The 20,096-nt window shown below is 35.7% G+C and carries 19 protein-coding genes; 14 read left to right on the top strand and 5 right to left on the bottom strand.

The features are described 5' to 3' along the window. Complete coding sequence (locus tag EZV73_RS05035; RefSeq protein ID WP_240838924.1) at positions 1–510, bottom strand: hypothetical protein; 510 nt, start codon at positions 508–510, stop codon at positions 1–3. A 437-nt stretch (positions 511–947) separates the two neighbouring features. Between EZV73_RS05035 and arcA the strand changes: the two genes are divergently transcribed. The 11 genes from arcA to EZV73_RS05090 all read left to right on the top strand — a co-directional run bounded on the left by arcA (position 948) and on the right by EZV73_RS05090 (position 12,526). After that, positions 948–2,186 (top strand): arginine deiminase, encoded by a 1,239-nt coding sequence (gene arcA / locus EZV73_RS05040; RefSeq protein WP_240838926.1) that lies wholly within the window; start codon positions 948–950, stop codon positions 2,184–2,186. 56 nt (positions 2,187–2,242) lie between these two features. Then, positions 2,243–3,235 carry an ornithine carbamoyltransferase gene (gene argF / locus EZV73_RS05045; protein WP_240838928.1) on the top strand — a complete coding sequence of 331 codons (993 nt, stop codon included), beginning with the start codon at positions 2,243–2,245 and terminating at the stop codon, positions 3,233–3,235. Between the two features lie 135 nt (positions 3,236–3,370). Next, positions 3,371–4,306, top strand: coding sequence for a carbamate kinase (gene arcC / locus EZV73_RS05050; RefSeq protein WP_240838930.1), 936 nt, complete (start codon positions 3,371–3,373; stop codon positions 4,304–4,306). A gap of 107 nt (positions 4,307–4,413) precedes the next feature. Continuing rightward, entirely contained in the window at positions 4,414–4,824 is a 411-nt protein-coding gene (locus tag EZV73_RS05055) for a MarR family winged helix-turn-helix transcriptional regulator (RefSeq protein ID WP_240838932.1), read from the top strand. Positions 4,825–4,877: 53 nt separating this feature from the next. Next, a complete protein-coding gene (locus EZV73_RS05060) occupies positions 4,878–6,089 on the top strand; it encodes a cation:proton antiporter (protein ID WP_240838934.1) in 1,212 nt (403 codons plus the stop codon). 142 nt (positions 6,090–6,231) lie between these two features. Then, positions 6,232–7,101, top strand: coding sequence for a 4-(cytidine 5'-diphospho)-2-C-methyl-D-erythritol kinase (gene ispE, locus EZV73_RS05065; RefSeq protein ID WP_255812842.1), 870 nt, complete (start codon positions 6,232–6,234; stop codon positions 7,099–7,101). After that, on the top strand, positions 7,094–7,756 hold the full coding sequence (locus EZV73_RS05070; RefSeq protein WP_240838936.1) for a GntR family transcriptional regulator: 663 nt from the start codon (positions 7,094–7,096) through the stop codon (positions 7,754–7,756). Before ispE ends, EZV73_RS05070 begins: the two co-directional genes overlap by 8 nt. 8 nt (positions 7,757–7,764) lie before the next feature. Next, positions 7,765–8,763 carry a D-alanine--D-alanine ligase family protein gene (locus tag EZV73_RS05075; protein WP_240838938.1) on the top strand — a complete coding sequence of 333 codons (999 nt, stop codon included), beginning with the start codon at positions 7,765–7,767 and terminating at the stop codon, positions 8,761–8,763. 191 nt (positions 8,764–8,954) lie between these two features. Then, positions 8,955–10,328: a sulfatase-like hydrolase/transferase gene (locus EZV73_RS05080; RefSeq protein WP_240838940.1), complete on the top strand. Its 1,374-nt coding sequence runs from the start codon at positions 8,955–8,957 to the stop codon at positions 10,326–10,328. A gap of 13 nt (positions 10,329–10,341) precedes the next feature. Beyond that, positions 10,342–11,799 carry a Na+/H+ antiporter NhaC family protein gene (locus EZV73_RS05085; protein ID WP_240838942.1) on the top strand — a complete coding sequence of 486 codons (1,458 nt, stop codon included), beginning with the start codon at positions 10,342–10,344 and terminating at the stop codon, positions 11,797–11,799. Between the two features lie 61 nt (positions 11,800–11,860). Continuing rightward, the gene (locus tag EZV73_RS05090) at positions 11,861–12,526 is read left to right on the top strand and encodes a FadR/GntR family transcriptional regulator (RefSeq protein ID WP_240838944.1); all 666 of its coding nucleotides are present in this window, start codon (positions 11,861–11,863) and stop codon (positions 12,524–12,526) included. Between the two features lie 28 nt (positions 12,527–12,554). Here EZV73_RS05090 and EZV73_RS05095 read toward each other — a convergent pair whose 3' ends face one another. Next, positions 12,555–13,094: a GNAT family N-acetyltransferase gene (locus EZV73_RS05095; RefSeq protein ID WP_240838946.1), complete on the bottom strand. Its 540-nt coding sequence runs from the start codon at positions 13,092–13,094 to the stop codon at positions 12,555–12,557. Between the two features lie 140 nt (positions 13,095–13,234). Here EZV73_RS05095 and EZV73_RS05100 point away from each other — a divergent pair, with 140 nt between their 5' ends. Both EZV73_RS05100 and EZV73_RS05105 read left to right on the top strand, forming a co-directional pair. Further along, positions 13,235–14,149 (top strand): ornithine cyclodeaminase family protein, encoded by a 915-nt coding sequence (locus EZV73_RS05100; protein WP_240838948.1) that lies wholly within the window; start codon positions 13,235–13,237, stop codon positions 14,147–14,149. Then, entirely contained in the window at positions 14,150–15,166 is a 1,017-nt protein-coding gene (locus EZV73_RS05105; RefSeq protein WP_240838950.1) for a proline racemase family protein, read from the top strand. 46 nt (positions 15,167–15,212) lie between these two features. On the opposite strand, the gene uxaC is transcribed toward EZV73_RS05105, so the two are convergent. From uxaC to uxuA, 3 genes are read right to left on the bottom strand one after another with little or no spacing between them, the layout of a single operon-like run. Then, a complete protein-coding gene (gene uxaC, locus EZV73_RS05110) occupies positions 15,213–16,607 on the bottom strand; it encodes a glucuronate isomerase (RefSeq protein ID WP_240838952.1) in 1,395 nt (464 codons plus the stop codon). Continuing rightward, positions 16,608–18,191, bottom strand: a complete 1,584-nt coding sequence (locus tag EZV73_RS05115) for a mannitol dehydrogenase family protein (protein WP_240838954.1) — start codon at positions 18,189–18,191, stop codon at positions 16,608–16,610. Then, a complete protein-coding gene (uxuA, locus tag EZV73_RS05120; protein ID WP_240838956.1) occupies positions 18,188–19,267 on the bottom strand; it encodes a mannonate dehydratase in 1,080 nt (359 codons plus the stop codon). The genes EZV73_RS05115 and uxuA overlap by 4 nt, the downstream gene beginning before the upstream one ends. A 115-nt stretch (positions 19,268–19,382) precedes the next feature. Between uxuA and EZV73_RS05125 the strand changes: the two genes are divergently transcribed. Then, a complete protein-coding gene (locus EZV73_RS05125; protein ID WP_240838958.1) occupies positions 19,383–20,033 on the top strand; it encodes a GntR family transcriptional regulator in 651 nt (216 codons plus the stop codon). Positions 20,034–20,096: the final 63 nt, after the last annotated feature.

Here is a 20,096-nt window from a genome sequence, read left to right on the forward strand (position 1 = left end):
TCAGGCTCTGCTTTTTAACGTTTGATAAGAGGTTATACCAATAGAAAGATTGTATATGGAAAGAATGAATCTACTTTCTTGAAAATACTTTAGACTAATATTTACAAAAGGATTTTGCATGAAAAGAATCATTAATAGATATAAAGAACATGTTGCAAGAGGAATCCAATTAGATGCCCTTCGACTGTCTTTGGCAGTCAGATTGAGAATAAGTATGATGACAATCAAAGGTTGCTGATTGATAAGGGTATATTTACTAACAACTAAGCCTAGTATATGTGTTGGTCTTAGTATATGATCTATATTGCCTAGAAAGGTCATGATACCGTATATAATAAAGAGACAGCTGATAAGTTTGTAGCCATCATCTCTATGGATGATTTTTTTTGATTGAAAAATCATGTATATTAAAAGAAGTAATGTAGAAACTTCACCTAATATAAGGTATATATTTTGATGGATGTTGTTCATTTGTAAAGGTAAATGTGTAAGTATATAGAATAGTATCATTATAATCACCTCGCTTCTGTATTAATATAGCACAAAATAATTAAATGCATAAGTTATTAGCCTTTACTTGAGAATTTATGAGTATTGGTGAGGTTGTTTGAATCATTTATGGTTATAATATATTAAATTTTCAGAAAGTTGTGTAATATTTATTAGCATGGCTGAATAAAAATACATCTATACCCTTAGAGGAAAATGTTTTCCCTTTGCTATACACGGATTTCAGAATAACTGGTATAATATGTCAACGTATGCATTGCATGAATATCCGTACTTTGCATAAGTTTGATAAAAACTGTGTAAATATTGCAAAATAAAGGCTTGCAAAGATTTTAATCATTTTGTATACTTGAATGGAAGACACGGAAAGTGAATATATTAACATTTTATGTCAATTTATGCATGGTGTTAATAGAGGGATAAAAGGTAGGTGTAAAATGAGCAAGATCAAGCTACAGGTAAACTCTGAAATTGGTCGGTTGAAGAAAGTATTACTTCATAGACCAGGTTATGAGATTGAAAACTTAACACCAGATTTAATGGAAAGATTGTTATTTGATGATATTCCATATCTAGAAATCGCAAGACAAGAGCATGATGCTTTTGCTAAGATTTTCAGAGACAATGGTGTAGAAGTATTTTATTTAGAAGATCTCATTGCAGAAACTTTGGAAAATGAAACAATTAAGCATCAGTTCATCGATGAATTTTTATCAGAAACTAGCATTGAAAGTGATGCTAAAAAAGCTGCGATGAAAGAATATTTCTTAGGATTTGATAATCTGAGAGATATGGTAGACAAGATGATGGCTGGTGTTAGAAAAGAAGAAGTAACTTTTACAGCGCATAACACTTTAGCAGATATGTGTGAAAGTGATTATCCATTTATCATTGACCCAATGCCAAACTTATATTTCACAAGAGACCCATTTGCAACAATTGGTACGGGTATCTCATTAAACCATATGGCAACTGTTACTAGAAACAGAGAAACTATTTTCGCTAAGTATATTTTCTCTTACCACCCAAACTTTGAAAATGAAGAAGTGAAGAAGTGGTATGAAAGAGATTATGAGTACTCAATCGAAGGTGGGGACGAATTAGTCTTATCTGACAAAGTCATTGCTATTGGTGTATCTCAAAGAACTCAAGCGGCTGCTATTGATACAATTGCTAAGAGACTATTCTCAGATGGTCAATCATTTGATACAATATTAGCGTTTGATATTCCTAAAACAAGAGCATTTATGCACTTAGATACTGTTTTCACAATGGTAGACTACGACAAATTCACAATTCATCCAGCAATCGAAGGTCCTTTAACTGTATTTGCGATTAAAAAGGCTGGAGATAATGGTGAATATACAATAGAAAAAGAAACAATGATTCTTGAAGATGTACTTGCTAAACATTTAGGTCTAGAAAAAGTAGACTTAATCAGATGTGGTGGCGGTCCTGGTATTGATGCAGGTCGTGAGCAGTGGAACGATGGTTCAAACACACTTGCTATTGCACCGGGTGAAGTAATCGTTTATTCAAGAAACCACGTAACGAATAAACTTCTTGAAGAGAAGGGCGTTAAATTACACATCATGCCTTCTTCTGAGTTATCAAGAGGTAGAGGTGGCCCTAGATGTATGTCAATGCCACTAGAAAGAGAACCTATTAACAAATAATCTAAGGATTATAAAAATAAATTAAATGAGTTTTATAAATTTAAGGAGGATCCAAAATGCCAGTAAATTTAAGAGGAAGAAATTTTGTAACTTTAAAAGATTTCACAACAGAGGAAATCAAGTACATGTTAAACTTATCAGCTGATCTTAAAGCAAAGAAGAGAGCTGGAATCAAAGGTGACCTTTTATCAGGTAAAAACGTTGTTTTAATCTTTGAAAAGAACTCAACAAGAACTAGATGTGCATTTGAAGTAGCTTGTTTTGATGAAGGTGCAAATGTAACTTTCTTAACAGGTAGCCAAATGGGTAAAAAAGAGACTATCGAAGATACTGCTAAAGTATTAGGTAGATTCTATGATGGTATCGAGTTCAGAGGTTTTGCTCAAAAAACTGTAGAAGAATTAGCTGAGCATGCAGGTGTTCCAGTATGGAATGGTTTAACTGACCTTTACCACCCAACTCAAATTTTAGCTGACTTCTTAACTGTTACAGAGCACGTAGCTAAGCCACTTAACAAAGTTAAGTTTGTATACGCTGGTGATGCAAGAAACAACATGGGTAACTCATTAATGATTGGTGCTGCTAAATTAGGTATGGACTTTGTTGCTTTAGCGCCAAAAGAATTATTCCCAGAAGAAGCATTAGTTGAAGAAATGTTAGAAGTTTGTAAAACTACAGGTGGTACAATCACTTTAACTGAAAACGTTGATGATGTTAAAGGTGCTGACGTACTTTACACTGACGTTTGGGTATCTATGGGTGAAGAGCATATGTTTGAAGAAAGAATCAAGCAATTATCTCCATACCAAGTAAACATGGATATGGTTAAGAAAACTGAAAACCCAGATGTAATCTTCATGCACTGTTTACCAGCATTCCATGACAACTTAACAGGTGTTGGTGCTGAAATCGAAGAGAAATTTGGTATTAAGGAAATGGAAGTTACTGATGAAGTATTCAGAATGCCTAACTCAGTGGTATTTGATGAAGCTGAAAACAGAATGCATACAATCAAGGCTGTTATGTGTGCAACTATGGGTAACTTATAAGAAACAACCTTTAAACATTATGACAGCCCTTATGGGCTGTCATATTTATAAAATTGACATTTTGACGAGAGCATCATGATCAATTCTATTAAGTTTTATTAGGGTTGTTTTTGTTGTTTTTGTATGGAGGAAAATATGAAAGATAAAATCGTTGTTGCTCTTGGTGGTAACGCTTTAGGTAAAACGCCAGTAGAGCAGTTAGAGTTAGTTAAAAGGACAGCTAAGCCAATCGTTGATCTTATCGCTGAAGGTCATGAAGTTGTTTTAGCACATGGTAACGGTCCACAAGTTGGTATGATCAACTTAGCGATGGCAACATCAGCAGGTTCAGATTCGGGTACACCAGATATGCCATTCCCAGAGTGTGGTGCAATGAGCCAGGGTTACATCGGTTACCATCTACAAAATGCTATCAGAGAAGAATTATTAAACAGAGACATGCAAATCCCTGTAGCAACAGTAATCACACAAGTAATCGTTGATAAAGACGATCCAGCATTTGAAAACCCTACAAAGCCAATTGGTGCTTTCTATTCAAAAGAAGAAGCTGATGTTTTAATCGAGACTAAAGGTTATGACATGGTTGAAGATGCAGGTAGAGGTTGGAGAAGAGTTGTACCTTCACCAAAGCCAGTTGATGTAGCAGAAAAAGATACAGTAATGGCATTAGTAGAGAAGAACCACGTGGTTATCTCTGTTGGTGGTGGTGGTATTCCAGTTGTACAAGAAGGCAACAAGCTTGTAGGTGTACCAGCAGTAATCGATAAAGATTTCGCTTCTTCAAAATTAGCTGAAATCGTTGATGCAGATTACTTAATCATTTTAACTGCTGTTGAGCAAGTAGCAATCAACTTCGGTAAAGAAAATGAAAAATGGCTAGCAGAGCTTAATATGGAAGAGTGTAACCAGTACATTGAAGAAGGTCACTTTGCACCAGGATCAATGCTTCCTAAAGTTAAGGCTTGTATGGCATTTGCTGAGTCAAAGCCAGGTAGAAGAGCATTAATCACTTCATTAGAAAAAGCTGCAGATGGTATTGCAGGTAAGACAGGTACATTAATTAAGATGTAGTTACGGGCAGCTTAGGCTGCCTTTTCTTATCAATCTATAAAAGAACTTGACGAAAAGGCCTTTGGTCTATAAAATATTAGTTAGTTTAAAACTAATTAAGGAGCCCCATGAAAGCATTTGAGAAGTTATACAAGCGTTATGATGCATATTGTATAGAGTATTTAAAATCTAGATTATCTCATACGTCACTGAGTCATTTAACATTCAACCACTATGAATATTTGCATCGTATATCTGAAATGGACGAGCCGACACTGTCTCAACTAGCAGAAGAAATGAAGTTATCCAATCCTTCTGTAACAGTGATGGTCAATAAATTTATAAAAGAAGGACTTGTTGAAAAGGTTCAGGATAACCATGATAAGCGTATTTTCCATGTTAGATTAACAAGACTTGGTAATGATGTGATTTCAATTGAAAGAGATGCATTTTATAGAGCCACAGAAGAACTGTTGGATAACTTAGATAAAAAGGAACAAGAGACTTTAATAGCTTTGTTAGAAAAAGCACTTAAATAAATTTTTTATTATATTATTTAGTTTTATTCTAACTAAATAAAAAAGGAGGCATTATGCACGCGGATACAGGCTTTATGATTCAGTTACTCATCATATTATTTGCTGCCATAGCAGGAGGTATGATAAGCAAACATTTAGGTCAACCCAGAATATTGGGTCAGATACTGGCAGGTGTATTGATAGGACCGTCACTTTTAGGTTTTGTAGAACAAAGTGACTTTATCAGTCACCTAGCAGAGTTAGGGGTCATTCTCCTCATGTTTTTAGCGGGTCTAGAGACAGATTTAGAAGAACTGAAGTCATCCTTCGAGAATTCATCCAAAATCGCTCTAGGCGGCATTATCGTCCCATTTGGTATGGGCTTTTTAGGTCTTTATCTTGTTAGCGATACTTTTGTGGTGCAAGAGGGTGTCTTCTTAGGTGTAATTCTAACAGCAACCAGTATGGGGATTGCCATTCAAACCTTATCTGAAATGGGCAGGCTAAAGTCCAGATTTGGCATGAGCATTTTAGGTGCTGCTATTATAGATGATGTGGCGGGTGTTTTGATACTTGCCATAGCCCTTGGTATATTTGGAAAATCACAATCTAGCATTGCGCTTTTAGTAGGTAAAATCATCTTGTTCTTTGTTTTGATATCCCTTGTAGGTGGCTTAATTTCAAAGTTTATCTTTAAGAACAAGAAGTGGTTTAACAAAATATCTTCTAGCCACTTATTAGCAGGATCATTTCTTCTGACTTTGTTATTTGCCATTACAGCCAGTGAGTTTGGTATGGCTGCAATAATTGGTGCTTACTTTGTAGGTTTGATTATTTCTACAACGCCAATTAAACACAAAGTTTTTGGTGAAATCGAAAAGTTCGGTACTGGCTTTTTTATTCCAATATTCTTTGTAAATATCGGTATGAGCGTCAACTTAAAGATTATAGGAGAACATATATGGATGGCTTTATTTGTAACCACTATAGGTATAGTTAGTAAAGTCATTGGATCATATATAGGCGGTCGTTTGTCTGACTTTGATAAAAGAGATGCCTTACAGATAGGCATCAGTATGGTGCCTCGTGCAGAAGTTGCCTTAATCATTGCCAATATAGGCTTAAAATCAGGTTTTATTGGAGAAGGTATCTTCACAGGAATCATTCTTTTAGTGATTGTATCATCCGTTTTGACACCTCTTTTACTTAAACTGACCAGCAAAAAAGTTGATGAAAAAGTTCCTCAAAAACATCTAAAAAAAGTGGTTGTAAAGAGTACTTCTTAGCAAGTACTCTTTTTTGACCTTTTAAATACGATAGATTGTTATATTTATGGAGTATTAGGTGCTTTTTTGTGGCTTTTTTTGCCGTTTTTGATTATAATTAAATTGCACAATGTATTATGTATACTAAAAACATGAGGTGAGAATGGACACAATAAAAATGAAGGCATATGCCAAGGTAAATCTATCTCTAGATATACTTGGTAAAAGGCCCAATGGCTATCATGATGTTGAAATGATTATGCAGCAAATTACATTATATGATGACATAGAAATTAGAAAGACCGATCAGGACATAACCATTCATACCGACTGTTATTATGTTCCAAGTGATTCTAGAAACATAGCCTATAAGATTGCAAAGGATGTTTTGGAGATGAAGCATATTGAATCGGGTATTCATATTGAGATTAAGAAGGTCATCCCAGTAGCAGCTGGCCTTGCAGGCGGTAGTGCCGATGCAGCAGGTGTTATCATGGGTTTAAACATCTTGTTTGACTTAAACATGTCTTTAGAGGAGATGAAAGAGATTGCAGTTAAACATGGTGCAGATATACCATTTTGTATTGAGGGTGGTGCTGCCGTTGCCAGAGGCATTGGTGAAGAACTTGAAGTGATTCCAAGTTTGAAAAATACTTGGATGGTACTGGTTAAACCACCAATTGGTGTTTCAACTCAATCAGTTTATAAGAACTTTGATTTAGATAAAGTTGAAAAGCATCCAGATAATGAAAAGCTTATAGAAGCCATGCACAAAAACGACTATAGGTTTATTGCAAAAAATATGTACAATGTTTTAGAAGAAGTAACATCTAAAAGACATTCAATTATAGGGCAAATTGAAAGTAAAATGCGTGAATATGGAGCTCTTGGCACCATGATGAGTGGGAGTGGTCCAACTGTCTTCGGCATTTTTAAAAATTATAAAAAAGCAGAAACGGCTAGTAAACACTTGAGGCGGAAATATAAAGATGTGTTTCTAGTACAAGCGTATGATGGGGGAAGGCATGAATAAGATTGACATTAGGAATTATAAACCATTAGGGGAGATTGTTTTTGACTACTTAAAAAATGCAATTATTTCAGGCGAATTAAAGCCTGGTGAGCGTTTAATGGAAATCGCCATTGCAGAGCAGTTAGGTGTATCTAGAACACCTGTAAGAGAGGCAATCAGAAAACTTGAAAAAGAGAAGTTTATTGAAATGGTACCAAGAAAAGGTGCCTATGTTTCATCTACATCTCTAAAGGACATGTTAGATGTATTAGAAGTAAGAAAGTTGTTAGAAGGTTTTGCAACTGAACTTGCTGCTGAACGTATGACAGATGAAGCTTTGGTTTCACTCTTAAGAACACATAAGGCGTTTTTAAAAGCTTTAGATGATGGGGATACAGAGTCAATGGTGAGTTTGGACAATGAATTCCATGATATGATCTTACAGGCTTCAGACAATTCTAAACTGATTGAGATTGCAACTGCACTGACAGAACAAGTGCAAAGATATAGATTGTCTTATTTCACAGAAGTCAACAACTTTGATGAGTTAAGAGAATGGCATAAGAAGATTTACGATGCTATTGAAAAGAAAGATGCAAAAAAAGCTGGAGAAGTTGCCAAAAGACATGTAGAATTAATAGAAAAAGCTGTTGTAACTTTAAATAAGAATAAGTAGGTTTTTTCATGAAAATTAATTTAGGTATTATATTTGGTGGCCAGTCTGCAGAACATGAAGTATCTGTTATGTCGACTAAATCGGCACTTGATAAGCTTCACCATGATAAGTACAATATTACATTGTTTTTTATCTCTAAAGAAGGTATTTGGGAAATCGTCGAAGGTCCAGATGAAATAAATAAGAGTTTGTCTAAACAGGCTATTTCAGCTCATGTTTTAGATGCCTTGTATAAACAGGATGTCGTTTTTCCAATTCTTCACGGACCTCATGGGGAAGATGGTTCTATTCAAGGTTTATTCGAAACCCTTGAAATACCATATGTGGGTTCAAAGGTTTTAGGTTCTGCTGTTTGCATGGATAAGATCATTTCTAAAAAGATTTTAAATAGGGCTGGTATTCCAACCGTTGATTTCTTTGAACTATATGAAGCGGTCACAGATGATAATATGAAAGCACTTAAGTCATGGATAAAAGGTTATCCTTTGTTTGTAAAGCCTTCCAATATGGGGTCTAGTGTTGGGATTTCAAAGGTACATAATGAAGATGAACTCCTTGACGGCTTAAAGCTTGCACTTAAATATGATAGACGTGTTCTAATAGAAGTTGGTGTAGATGCAAGAGAGATTGAATGCGCTGTTTTAGAATCAGATGGTATTTTGGTTTCTGGTGTTGGTGAGGTCATCGCTGGTGATGATTTCTATGATTATGATGCCAAATACGTTGACGATGGCCAGGAAAAGATGGCTGTACCAGCTAAAAATATTTCAGATGAAACAGTAGAGACCATTAGAGCTTATGCTCATAAGGCATTTTTAGAACATGGTTGTAATGGCCTTGCTAGAATCGATTTCTTTGTGGAAAAGAAATCAGGTAATGTTATATTAAATGAAATAAACACCTTACCTGGTATGACACAGTTTTCTATGTACCCATGTTTGTTTGAACAAACAGGCATAGACTACGGTACATTAATTGATAAAATGATAAATAATGTTTTAAGATAACTGCTCAGGCAGTTATTTTTTTTCCTTGAAAACAAAGGATTTTATTTTTTTGAACCTTTTTTTATGAAAAACCGACATTTACGGGAAATCGTTTTTTATTGAATTGACAGAATATTTTTTGAATGATATTCTACCTATAGGATAGGTGATAGGTGATAGGTCGACATATCACAAGTAAGAAAGTAGGTAATATGAAGAAACCAAATATACTTTTTATACTCGCCGATGACATGGGTTATGGAGATTTTGGCACCTTTAATGATCAAATGACTTGTACTCCTTGCTTAGACGAGTTGGTTAAAGAAGGCGTGACATTTTCAAATTGTTACTCGTCTTCTCCAGTGTGTGCGCCTGCAAGAGCAAGCATTATGACAGGAAGATATCCTCAAAGAACTGGTGTTATCGATACATTAGAATATAGAGGTACAGACAGGTTAAAACTTAATGAAGTGACGATGGGTGATGTATTTAAGGCAAATGGCTATGATACAGCATTAATTGGAAAGTGGCATTTAGGATGTTTTGATAAGTCTTACCATCCAAACAAAAGAGGTTTTGATTACTTCTATGGCTTTACAGGCGGATGGAGCGACTTTTATGATTATAAGACACTTCAGAGAAACGGTGAGACTTTACCATGTAGAGGTGACTATATGACAGACCTCTTTACACAAGAGGCTATAGAATATGTTAAAGCTAAAAGAGATAAACCTTTCTTGCTTCATTTGGCATACAATGCGCCACATTTTCCTTTTCAAGCACCAGAAGACTTGATTGAGAAATATCATTCGACAGGTAAGTATACAAGGGCAGTTAGCACCATTTATGCCATGATTGAAGTGATGGACAAGGGTATTGGAAAGGTAGTAGATGCACTTAGAGAATCTGGGAAACTAGAAGATACCATTGTTGTATTTGCCAGTGATAATGGCCCCGAATTATGGGGTGAAGGAGAGTCAAACACAAACAGATACAATGCTGATTTAAGAGGTTATAAAAATCTTGTTTGGGAAGGTGGCATTAAGGTACCGGCTCTTGTTTACTGGAAAGGTAAGACGCTTCAAGGTCATACAAATCATTCTTTAGTGAACCATATGGACTGGTTGCCAACTTTCATGTCTATGGCAGAGATTGAATTTGATTTCAAAAAAGACATTGATGGTAGAAACATTTCTTCATGTATGAAAGGAGATCTTCTAAAAGATGTAGATATGTTTTGGCAGTGGTCAAGATATCATCCAATTGTAGAAGGTAATGCTGCTGTCAGAAGTGATGGCTATAAACTTTTAAATCCAGCCATAGAAGCACTTCATATCAAGTGTCTTAAGTTAGATTCTGATTTAGATGATGATGTTAAAGCATTTCCTGAAAAATACACAGACATACTTGATTTAGAAACACCTAAATTACAAACACCATGTCCAGATACACATGTATTTAATTTGAAAGACGACCCACACGAAAAAGTCAACTTATACGGCAGGAACAAACTTAGAGATAAAATGTTAGAAGAAAAGCTAGATGATTGGTTTTCTTCAGTTGAAGATGATAGAATAAACAATTAAAAGAGGGGGAAAAATGGAGAGGAAATATACAGATGTAAAATACATACATAAACTGATACCAGTTATATTCTTTATGGTTATGATTATTTATGGCTTTGGTGTAAGACCAGTTGTATTTGATCAGCCGGGTATATCTATTGAGGTTATGATGGTGATATTGACGACCTTCACATCTATGTACTTAATGATATTTGCAAAAGTTAAATGGGAAGATATTGAAGAAGCCATGAAGCAGAGAATCGGTTCAGCAGTGCCAACACTTGCCATACTTCTTGCAATAGGTATTTTAATTGCAGCCTTGATCATGGCTGGCACATTACCAATGCTCATATATTATGGTGTTAAAATGATCAATCCATCATTTATTTATGCGATTGCCTTTATACTACCGATTGTATTTTCTTTGTGCACAGGTACCTCATGGGGATCTGCCGCAACAATAGGTGTGGTCTTAATGAGTATTGCAACAACTATAGATGCCAACTTGGCTATCACAGCGGGTGCTGTTGTATCAGGTTCATACTTTGGTGATAAATTATCACCGATTTCAGATACAACAAATCTTGCTGCACTTGCTGCAGAAGTTGATTTGTATGACCACGTTAAGTCCATGTTATGGACAACTGTTCCGACTGCAGTTATTGCCTTAACTGTTTATATAGTAGCAGGCTTTATGTATCCTCCTGCTATTACAAGTATAGATAGTCCTGCAATTACTTCGACGCTGACTAGTTTAAAGAGTATGTTTTCATTTAACCCACTTTTATTACTGCCTATCGCAGTAGTTGTCTATGGGTCATATAGGAAAAAATCAGCTGTTACAACAATGATGGGTGCAGCTCTTTCAGGCTATTTACTGGCTATAATTTTTCAACCATTTTCCTTAAATGCACTTTTTGAGTCTTTAGGAACAGGTTTTAAAGTGAATATGATCGACTGGTATGTTGTCGATGAACAGGCTATGTCTGTTGTTAAGTTCATTGAAAGAGGTGGTTTCTGGTCTTTAGGTAGATTGGTTCCAAAGATTATTACCACTTTGATGTTTGTTTCAGCCATAGGTACTGTAGATGCCATAACAGAGGTTGTAACTAGACTCTTTAGCTTTGCTAAATCAAGGTTTATGATTATCACGTCAACGCTATGGACTGCTGCAATAATCTTAGGTGTCGCTTCAAATGGTATAGCATGTACATTTGTAACTGCTGATATATTCAAGAAGAAGTACGATGAAAACAATATTCCTAGAAAAGTATTATCAAGATCTATTGAAGATGCAGGCACCATGTTAAATCCTTTATACGGATGGACACCTGCGGGTATATTCTTTGCATCAACGCTTGGTGTACCTATTTCAAAATTTGCACCGTGGGCAGTTATGAACTACGGTACAATCATTGTGGCTATGGTAATTGCATATTTAGGTATTGGTGTGTCTGCCAAAGAAGATAAAGGTCTAAAAAAAGCAAGTTAATTACATTTGATGAAAGATTCATGTATAATGTTCTTAGAATGATATGAACTAGAGGTGGCAAATGTTTGAAAGAATCGTTGTACATGATAAAATCGTTAAAGAAGTAAAAAGATACATAATAGAGAATCAATTAAAGATTGGAGACAAGTTACCTTCTCAACAAGAGTTTGTTAAGATGTATGGTTTAAGTAAGAATTCCATGCGAGAGGCATTTAGGACCTTACAGGCTTTAAAAATTGTAGAGATTATTAATGGAAAGGGGATGTATGTTCACAACAACAACTTCCACTTCGATGAATCTGTAGTGAGTGACAGAAAAAAGCATTTGAAAGATATCCTAAGTGTTAGGCGCTCTCTTGAGATCTTAGCAGCACAGAATGCTGTTCGGGAAGCAACGAATGAGGATATAGAGGGACTACGCCATGCTATCAAATTGATGAAAGAAAAAGAAATTAGTGGTGAGCCCCATGCAAAGGAAGATAAAGCTTTTCATTACGGTATTTTTGAAGCGTCGCACAATCAGGTACTTATAGATGCAACAAGTTATTTAGAAGGTTGGTTTAATGAAATGTGGTCCAATCCATTAGATGCTGGAAAAGCATTTAGAGAAGGCTTGGATTATCATAGCGAAATTGTTGACGCTTTAGAAAATAAGGATGAAAAAACCTTGTTGAAGGCTTACAACAAGATGTTCGATCAAATTGAAGTTATCATAGAAAATATATAGCACTTTCCGATTATGGAAAGTGCTATTTTTATAGTAAATCCTTTAGTTTAGGTGCTTCATCACGTATCATACTGTAAGTTAGATTGGATATTTTTCTACCACCGACTGTCCAAGCATCTCTCATCGTGCCTTCATACACAAATCCACACTTCTTTGCAACCGCCTCACTTGCTAGATTATCTTTTTCCATGCATATTTGCAGTCTGTTGATTGGATAGTGTTCAAATAAAAATGCTGAGAATAACTTCAAGGCTTCTGAAACATAACCTTTGCCTCGGTTTTCCTGTCTAAAGATCTGATAGCCTAGCTCATAACCTTCTACATAATGGGCATTTTTAAAGTAAGAAATTGCACCGACTAGGTTGTCTTCTAAATCAAATATCAGCAATCTACCACCACTTGGAGAAAAAAAGCCATCTTCATTGTAGTGTTTGATGGTGTCAGATAATGTTCTGACTATGTAAGGAAAGTGCTGGCCTGTATGTGATGTATCATTGGTTAATTGTACAAATAGCTCAATATCTTCTTTTTTCATTAATCTTAGTTCTACTAATTTTCCACGAATCATTTGCCACCTCCTACAACAAGTATAGCACATATTTAATCGGAATCGCTTTACATTACATTGTTTAAGTAATACAATAATATTGGGTGGTGTTTAGTGTAATACAAAGAATAATTGTACTATTACTAAACTTAGGAGGATGTATGTTATATTTAAGTAAAAAGGACTTGCTAGATCTTTTAGACTGCAATGATATTATATCAGCCATAGAGCGTGCATATGATATCCAAGACAAAGGCAACTTTATTATGCCTGACAGAATGCATATACATTATGATGATAATACGCTTTTGTATATGCCTTGTGTGATAGAAAGTTCTTATGCAACAAAACTTGTTAGTGTGTTTCCAGGCAACAAGGATAAGAATCTACCAGTTGTAGATGGTATTGTTGTTTTAAATGACAAACACACGGGTGTCGTCAATGCCATGATCGATGGTCAGGTACTGACAGCCATTAGAACAGGTGCAGTAGGTGGGACTGCTGTTAAACATTTGGCAAAAGAAGATGTAAAAGTATTAGGGGTCATTGGATGTGGTGTACAAGGCTATTATCAAGCACTTTTTGCCAGTCAAGTAAGAGATTTTGATGAAGTAATAGTCTATGATGCATATGGCTACAACCCGCTTTTTAAGGAAACATTTGATAATCTATCTATAGCAGGTTCACCCAATGAACTTGTTGAAAAAGCGGATGTTATCATAACAGCAACAACGTCGCATGATCCAATCTTTGATACTGACAAGGTAAAAGGTAAAACATTTGTAGGAATCGGTTCGTTTAAACCAAATATGAGAGAGTATTCAGATGCTTTCTTAAAACATATGGATCATATTTTAGTAGATACGCCATTTGCTAAAGATGAGACAGGAGATTTAAAGTTGCCTTTAGAAGACGGCATCATTTCAGAATCTGACATTCAATTATTTAGTCCTAAATTTCTAGAGGGTACTGTATTTTTTAAATCGGTGGGCATGGCATTGTTTGATAATGTTGTAGCAGAAAAATTGTATTTAAAGGCAGTAGAGTTAAAGAAAGGGATTGAATTGGAGGCTTAGATGTTTAACACAAAATGGATGATTGATTGTATTGATGCTCATACTGGTGGAGAACCACTTAGAATTATTACTTCAGGCTTACCACCTATTCCAGGTGATACGATTTTAAAGAAAAGGTCTTACGTTAAGGAAAATTTGGATCATTTGAGAAAACTTATGATGTTAGAGCCAAGAGGTCATGATGATATGTATGGTTGTATCATGGTTGATCCAGTGACAGACGATGGTGATTTTGGCGTGCTATTTACCCATAATGAGGGTCTATCAACTATGTGTGGACATGGTATTATAGCGGTGACAAAAACCATGATTGAACTAGGAAGAATACCATCTGTAGAAGGTGAAAATGTCGTAAGAATAGATTCACCAGCAGGTAGGATTACAGCTTTTGCCGATGTAGAAAAGGGTGAAGTTAAACAAGTACGTTTTAGAAATGTACCATGTTTTATGTATAAAGAAGATATCAGCATCCATTTAGAAGGATACGGTGATATTGTTTGTGACATCGTTTATTGTGGTGCTTTTTACATCTATGTGAATGTCAACAAAGTTAACTTATCTGTTTTACCTGAGTATGGTAAAATCTTAACTGAAATAGGCATGAAAATGAAATACGATGTAGAAGCAAGAATGGAGATCATGCATCCTGTTGATACTGGTATTACTGGCATCTACGGTACCATCTTCTATGAAGATGTTGTAAGAGACGGTCAGATTTTAGATACCAAGAATGTCTGTATATTTGCAGAAGGCCAAGTGGATAGGTCACCTACTGGTACAGGTACTGGTGGTCGAGTGGCACTTCATTACCATAAGGGTGAAATGAAAAAAGGCGACACACTTAAAAACCTAAGTATCATTGATACCTTGATGTGTGGTAAGGTTCTAGAAGAAACAGAAGTAGCAGGTTATAAAGGTGTTATTACTGAAGTTTCTGGAACGGCTCATATTATGGGAATCAATAAGTTATTACTTGATCCACAAGATCCACTGCCAGAAGGATTTAGAATACGTTAAAAGGACTGCAAAAGCAGTCCTTTCATTTTGGATATTATTCTGAAGGTTATAACTTGAAATAATCATTTGCATTGTTATAACAGATGTTTTCAACAATTGAACCTAATAATTTTCTATCATTAGGAAACTCACCATTTTCAACCCAGCAACCAATTAAGTTGCAAAGGATGCGCCTAAAGTATTCATGACGTGTATAAGATAAGAAAGATCTTGAATCCGTCAACATGCCTACAAAGTTACCTAGAAGTCCTAAATTGGCTAGGGCCGATAACTGCATGGTCATGCCATCCTTTTGGTCATTGAACCACCAGCCTGAACCGAACTGGATTTTACCCCTGATATCCTGACCCTGGAAGTTGCCAATCATCGTTCCAATAACATAATTATCTCTAGGATTCAAAACGTAAAGGATGACCCTTGGCAAAAGATTGTGTTCGTCTAAATCAGACAACATGTTTGAAAGCTGTCCTGCAAAAGTCTCATCTGAAATAGAATCAAAGCCAGTATCTGGTCCAATAAGCTTCAGCATTCTCTTGTTGTTATTCCTAAGAGCTCCGATGTGAATCTGCAAGGTCCAGTCCAATTTGTGGTACATTTTACCCAGCTCATGAAAGAATGCAGACTTATAGATTGTAATATCTTCATCTGTCAGATTTTGACCATTTAATTTTTTCCTAAAGATGATATCAGCTTGATCAAGGGTGTAATCAGACCTATAGGATACTGTGTCTAATCCATGATCAGCTAGACGACAACCAAGCTTATGGAAGTATTCAATCCTCACTTTTAAAGCGTCAAGAAGTTGATCAAAGGATTCTACTGGAGAACCAAGTGATTTAGATAAATCATCAATCCATGGTAGAAAAGTATCCCTTTCAATATAGTTGCCTTTATCTGGTCTGAATGTAGGTAGAACCTTTACATCAAAGACATCTTTTAGTTTTCTATGGTAAATAAGATCATCTAGAGGGTCATCTGTTGTACAGATGACCTTAACATTTGACTTTACGATTAAACCTCTTGGTCTGAAGTCATCTTCCTTAAGCTTTTCATTACAGGCCTTCCAGATAGCTGGTGCTGTTTTTCTACTTATAGTATCGTAGATGCCAAAGTATCTCTGCAGCTCCAGATGACACCAGTGATACATGGGATTGCCTATGGCTGTTTCAAGTACAGAAGCAAAATGGTAAAACTTCATATAGTCATCACCATCACCTGTGATAAAGGTTTCTTGTATGCCGTGACTTCTCATAAGACGCCACTTGTAATGGTCGCCTGAAAGCCATAATTCAGTCATATTTTTGTAGTGCTTGTTTTCAAATATCTCCTTTGGAGATAAATGACAGTGGTAATCATAGATTGGTGTCTGAGCATGGTCATGGTATAGAAACTTTCCTGTTTCATTAGTCAGTAAAAAGTCCTTATCTAAAAATTTTCTCATTTAAACTCCTAAGTATGATTTGAGTGTCTCTCTGACAGCACCAACACCTTGATTAGACGAAACAAACATGTCTTCAATCTTTTCACCTAATCCAACCTCATAGAGGTCTAAGCCAAAAATATTTTCATTAGAAATGATTTTTCTTATACTTTCAACAGACTGGTCACCTAGTTTGATATCACCTAATGTCTCTTTTAGTGCTGCCATGAGAGGATCTGGACTTAAAGGCATGTGGAGGCCCTTGTCGTTTGTACCTGTTAGATATCTTAACCATAGGGCTATGGCAAGTGGAATACCTGTTAAATCCCTTGGATTTAAATCTGGATGACGGTCATATGATTTAATGGTTTCTCCAAATCTGATGGCCACCTTTTGAGATGTGTCTGTGGCAATTCTTTGAGGTGTATCCGGAATAAATGGATTCGAAAATCTTTCATTGATGACTTCATCAATAAATGCCTTCGGGTCAATGATCTTGGGATCAACCACAACTTTTAAACCTTCTTCATATCCAATTGTATGAACCAGTTTATTAAGTTCAGGATCTTTCATTTGATCTGCGATTAATTGATAATCCAGAAGGCAACCTGATACCGCAAGTGCAGTATGAAGTGGATTTAAGCAAGTTGTTACCTTCATGGTCTCTACTTGATTAACAGTCTCTCTATCTGTAAAAATAATGCCTGCCTTTTCAAGAGGAGGTCGTCCATGTATAAAGGTGTCTTCAATGACAAGATACTCTGAAACCTCAGCATTTACAAAAGGTGCAACATAGGAATTCTTATCTGTGATAACAATATCCATGTCTTCTAAGTCGAGTCCTTGTAAGTAAGACTTTACATGATCAGAAGGTCTTGGTGTGATTTTATCAATCATGCTTAAAGGATAAGAGATTTTATTAGTTAAATAGCTTATGAAGTCCTCATCAACAAAACCTGCTTTTACCCATGATTCTGAGATCTCTAAAATACTTGCCTTAAGTTTGTCTCCATTGTGAGAACAGTTGTCCATTGAGACAAGTGTTAATGGTGCCTGTCCATTTTGAAAACGCGTGTATAAAAGTGCTGTCACCATACTCATTGTATGGATGCAGTCTTTTGGCCCTTTTTTAAAATCACTTTTGATTACAGGTAAATAATCACCTGATGGTAATCTCAAGCCATAGCCTTTTTCAGTGATTGTGAACGAGACCATTTGTAAGTCGTCATTTGTAAATAAAGCTTCTAATTTGTCATAGTCCGTGTTGGTTGCAATACTGTCTGTAATACTGGCTACAACAGAAGTATCAAAGTTGCCATTGGAGTTCATAAGCACCAAAAGACTTAAGTTGTCATAGGGCTTATAGATTTTGTTGATGACATCATAGTCAAATGAGTCAACGGCAAGAATACCTGAGGTCATCAAACCTTCATTAAGAAGCTTTTGTACTGCGTTTCCAATAAAGGCTCTAAAAATATTACCTGCGCCAAAATGAATCCATTTAGGCTTTTCTGCTTTTACTTTTGCCACATCGTAAGCAGGTAGGGTAATGCCAGCTTTATCGAAAAAGCTTTTATCTTCTAGACTATTGTAATTCAGTTTCATGATTGTTCCGCCTTTCTTTTATCAAGACTGTCAATGATTCCTGTCATGTACATAGCGCCCAGTGCGCGGTCATAAAGACCATAACCTGGTCTGCATTCTTTTTCTTCACCCCATAGGTGACGGCCATGATCGGGCCTGATATACCCCTTAAAGTCATTTTGATGATAGGCCTTTAAAACTTCATAAACATCTACATGGCCATCTTTGCCACGATGAGATACTTCAGAGAAATCACCATTGTCATAAACTTTAACATTTCTAATGTGGGCAAAGTGAATTCTGTCTGCAAATGAATGAATCATATCAGGGATATCATTTTTTAAGTTGGGACCCAGTGAACCTGTACAAAGTGTTAAACCATTGTATGGGCTGTCTACAAGTTTTAAGAATCTTTCGATGTGTTCTTTAGAACGTATGATTCTTGGTAGACCAAAGATTGGCCATGGTGGATCATCCGGATGAATAGCCATTTTTATGTCTACTTCCTCACAAACCGGTATGATTCTTTCTAAGAAGTACTTTAGATTATCAGTAAGCACTTGATCGTCAACGTTTTTATAGCTATCAAAAAGCTCATCTAATTTGGCCATACGTTCAGGTTCCCAACCAGGCATTGTAAAGTTGCCAGCACCTTTTAATATTTTAGCTGCCATTTCCTTTGGATCTGTTACAATGGCATCTTTTTCATAAAATAAAGCATTCGAGCCATCAGGCAGCTCTCTATACAAGTCTGTTCTTGTCCAGTCAAATACCGGCATAAAGTTATAACAGATGACCTTTACGCCATATTTGGCAAGTTTTCTAATGGTATCAATGTAGATATCAATATAATGGTCTCTTGAATCAAGTCCAATTTTAATATCATCATGGACATTAACACTTTCAACTACATCTGCATTAAAACCCCTGCTTCTAATTAATTCAACCTCTGACTTGATACGATCCTCTTCCCAAACTTCGCCAGCCACTTTATCATGCAATGACCAAACGATGCCTTCTACTCCAGGTATTTGACGGATATGATCCAGTGTAATGGAATCATTGTTCTCGCCATACCATCTCCATGTCATTTTCATAGTCTATCCTTTCTTAACTTGTATACAAGTTGTGTTTTTCTTAATAATACACGCCTATAAAAGCCTTGTCAACACTATAATTCTGTTGTATACTAATCTTACATTTGGAGGCATTATGAAATTAAGCAAGAAAGATATAATCAGTCAGTTGAAAAAGGAAATACTTGAACTTACCTTAAAGCCAGGTGACATGCTGAGTGAAGCTACTTTGACGGAACGCTTTGGCTTATCTAGAACACCTATAAGAGATATTCTAAAACAGTTGGCTTCAGAAGGTTATGTAAAAATATATCCACAGAGAGGTTCTTTGGTTTCTTACATTGATTTAGAATCTGTGGAACAGATTGTTTATCTTAGAAATTCTCTTGAAAAGGAGATTTTCAGAGACTTAAGAAAACGGATTACCATCTCTCAAAAACATGATTTGATGAAGATTTTGAATGAACAGGCTTCTTGTATACAAGAAAAATCTTTAAAAGGCTTTTTGGATTACGATGATGAGTTTCACCGAACATGCTTTGAGTTTGCAGGCCGTTTGTTTTTATGGGATGTGATTCAGCAGTTCAATGTACATTATCTAAGATACCGATCGCTTCATATGCGAGATTATAAAAAACTAGAGGATCTCTTAGAAGAACATAAATCACTTTTAAATTACTTAAATGGTGATGATACAATGACCATTGAAGCTTTGATTCACCATCATTTAAGGGCTGATGAAGTAAATTTGGAAAAATCTATGGAATTAAATCAATATATACGTTAAAAAATCATGGTTTTTGCCGTGATTTTTTTCTTTTACAGTTTTAATATATCCAATAAAAGGGTA

The sequence above is a fragment of the Acidaminobacter sp. JC074 genome (genome assembly GCF_022496765.1).
GTDB lineage: Bacteria > Bacillota > Clostridia > Peptostreptococcales > Acidaminobacteraceae > JABXKX01.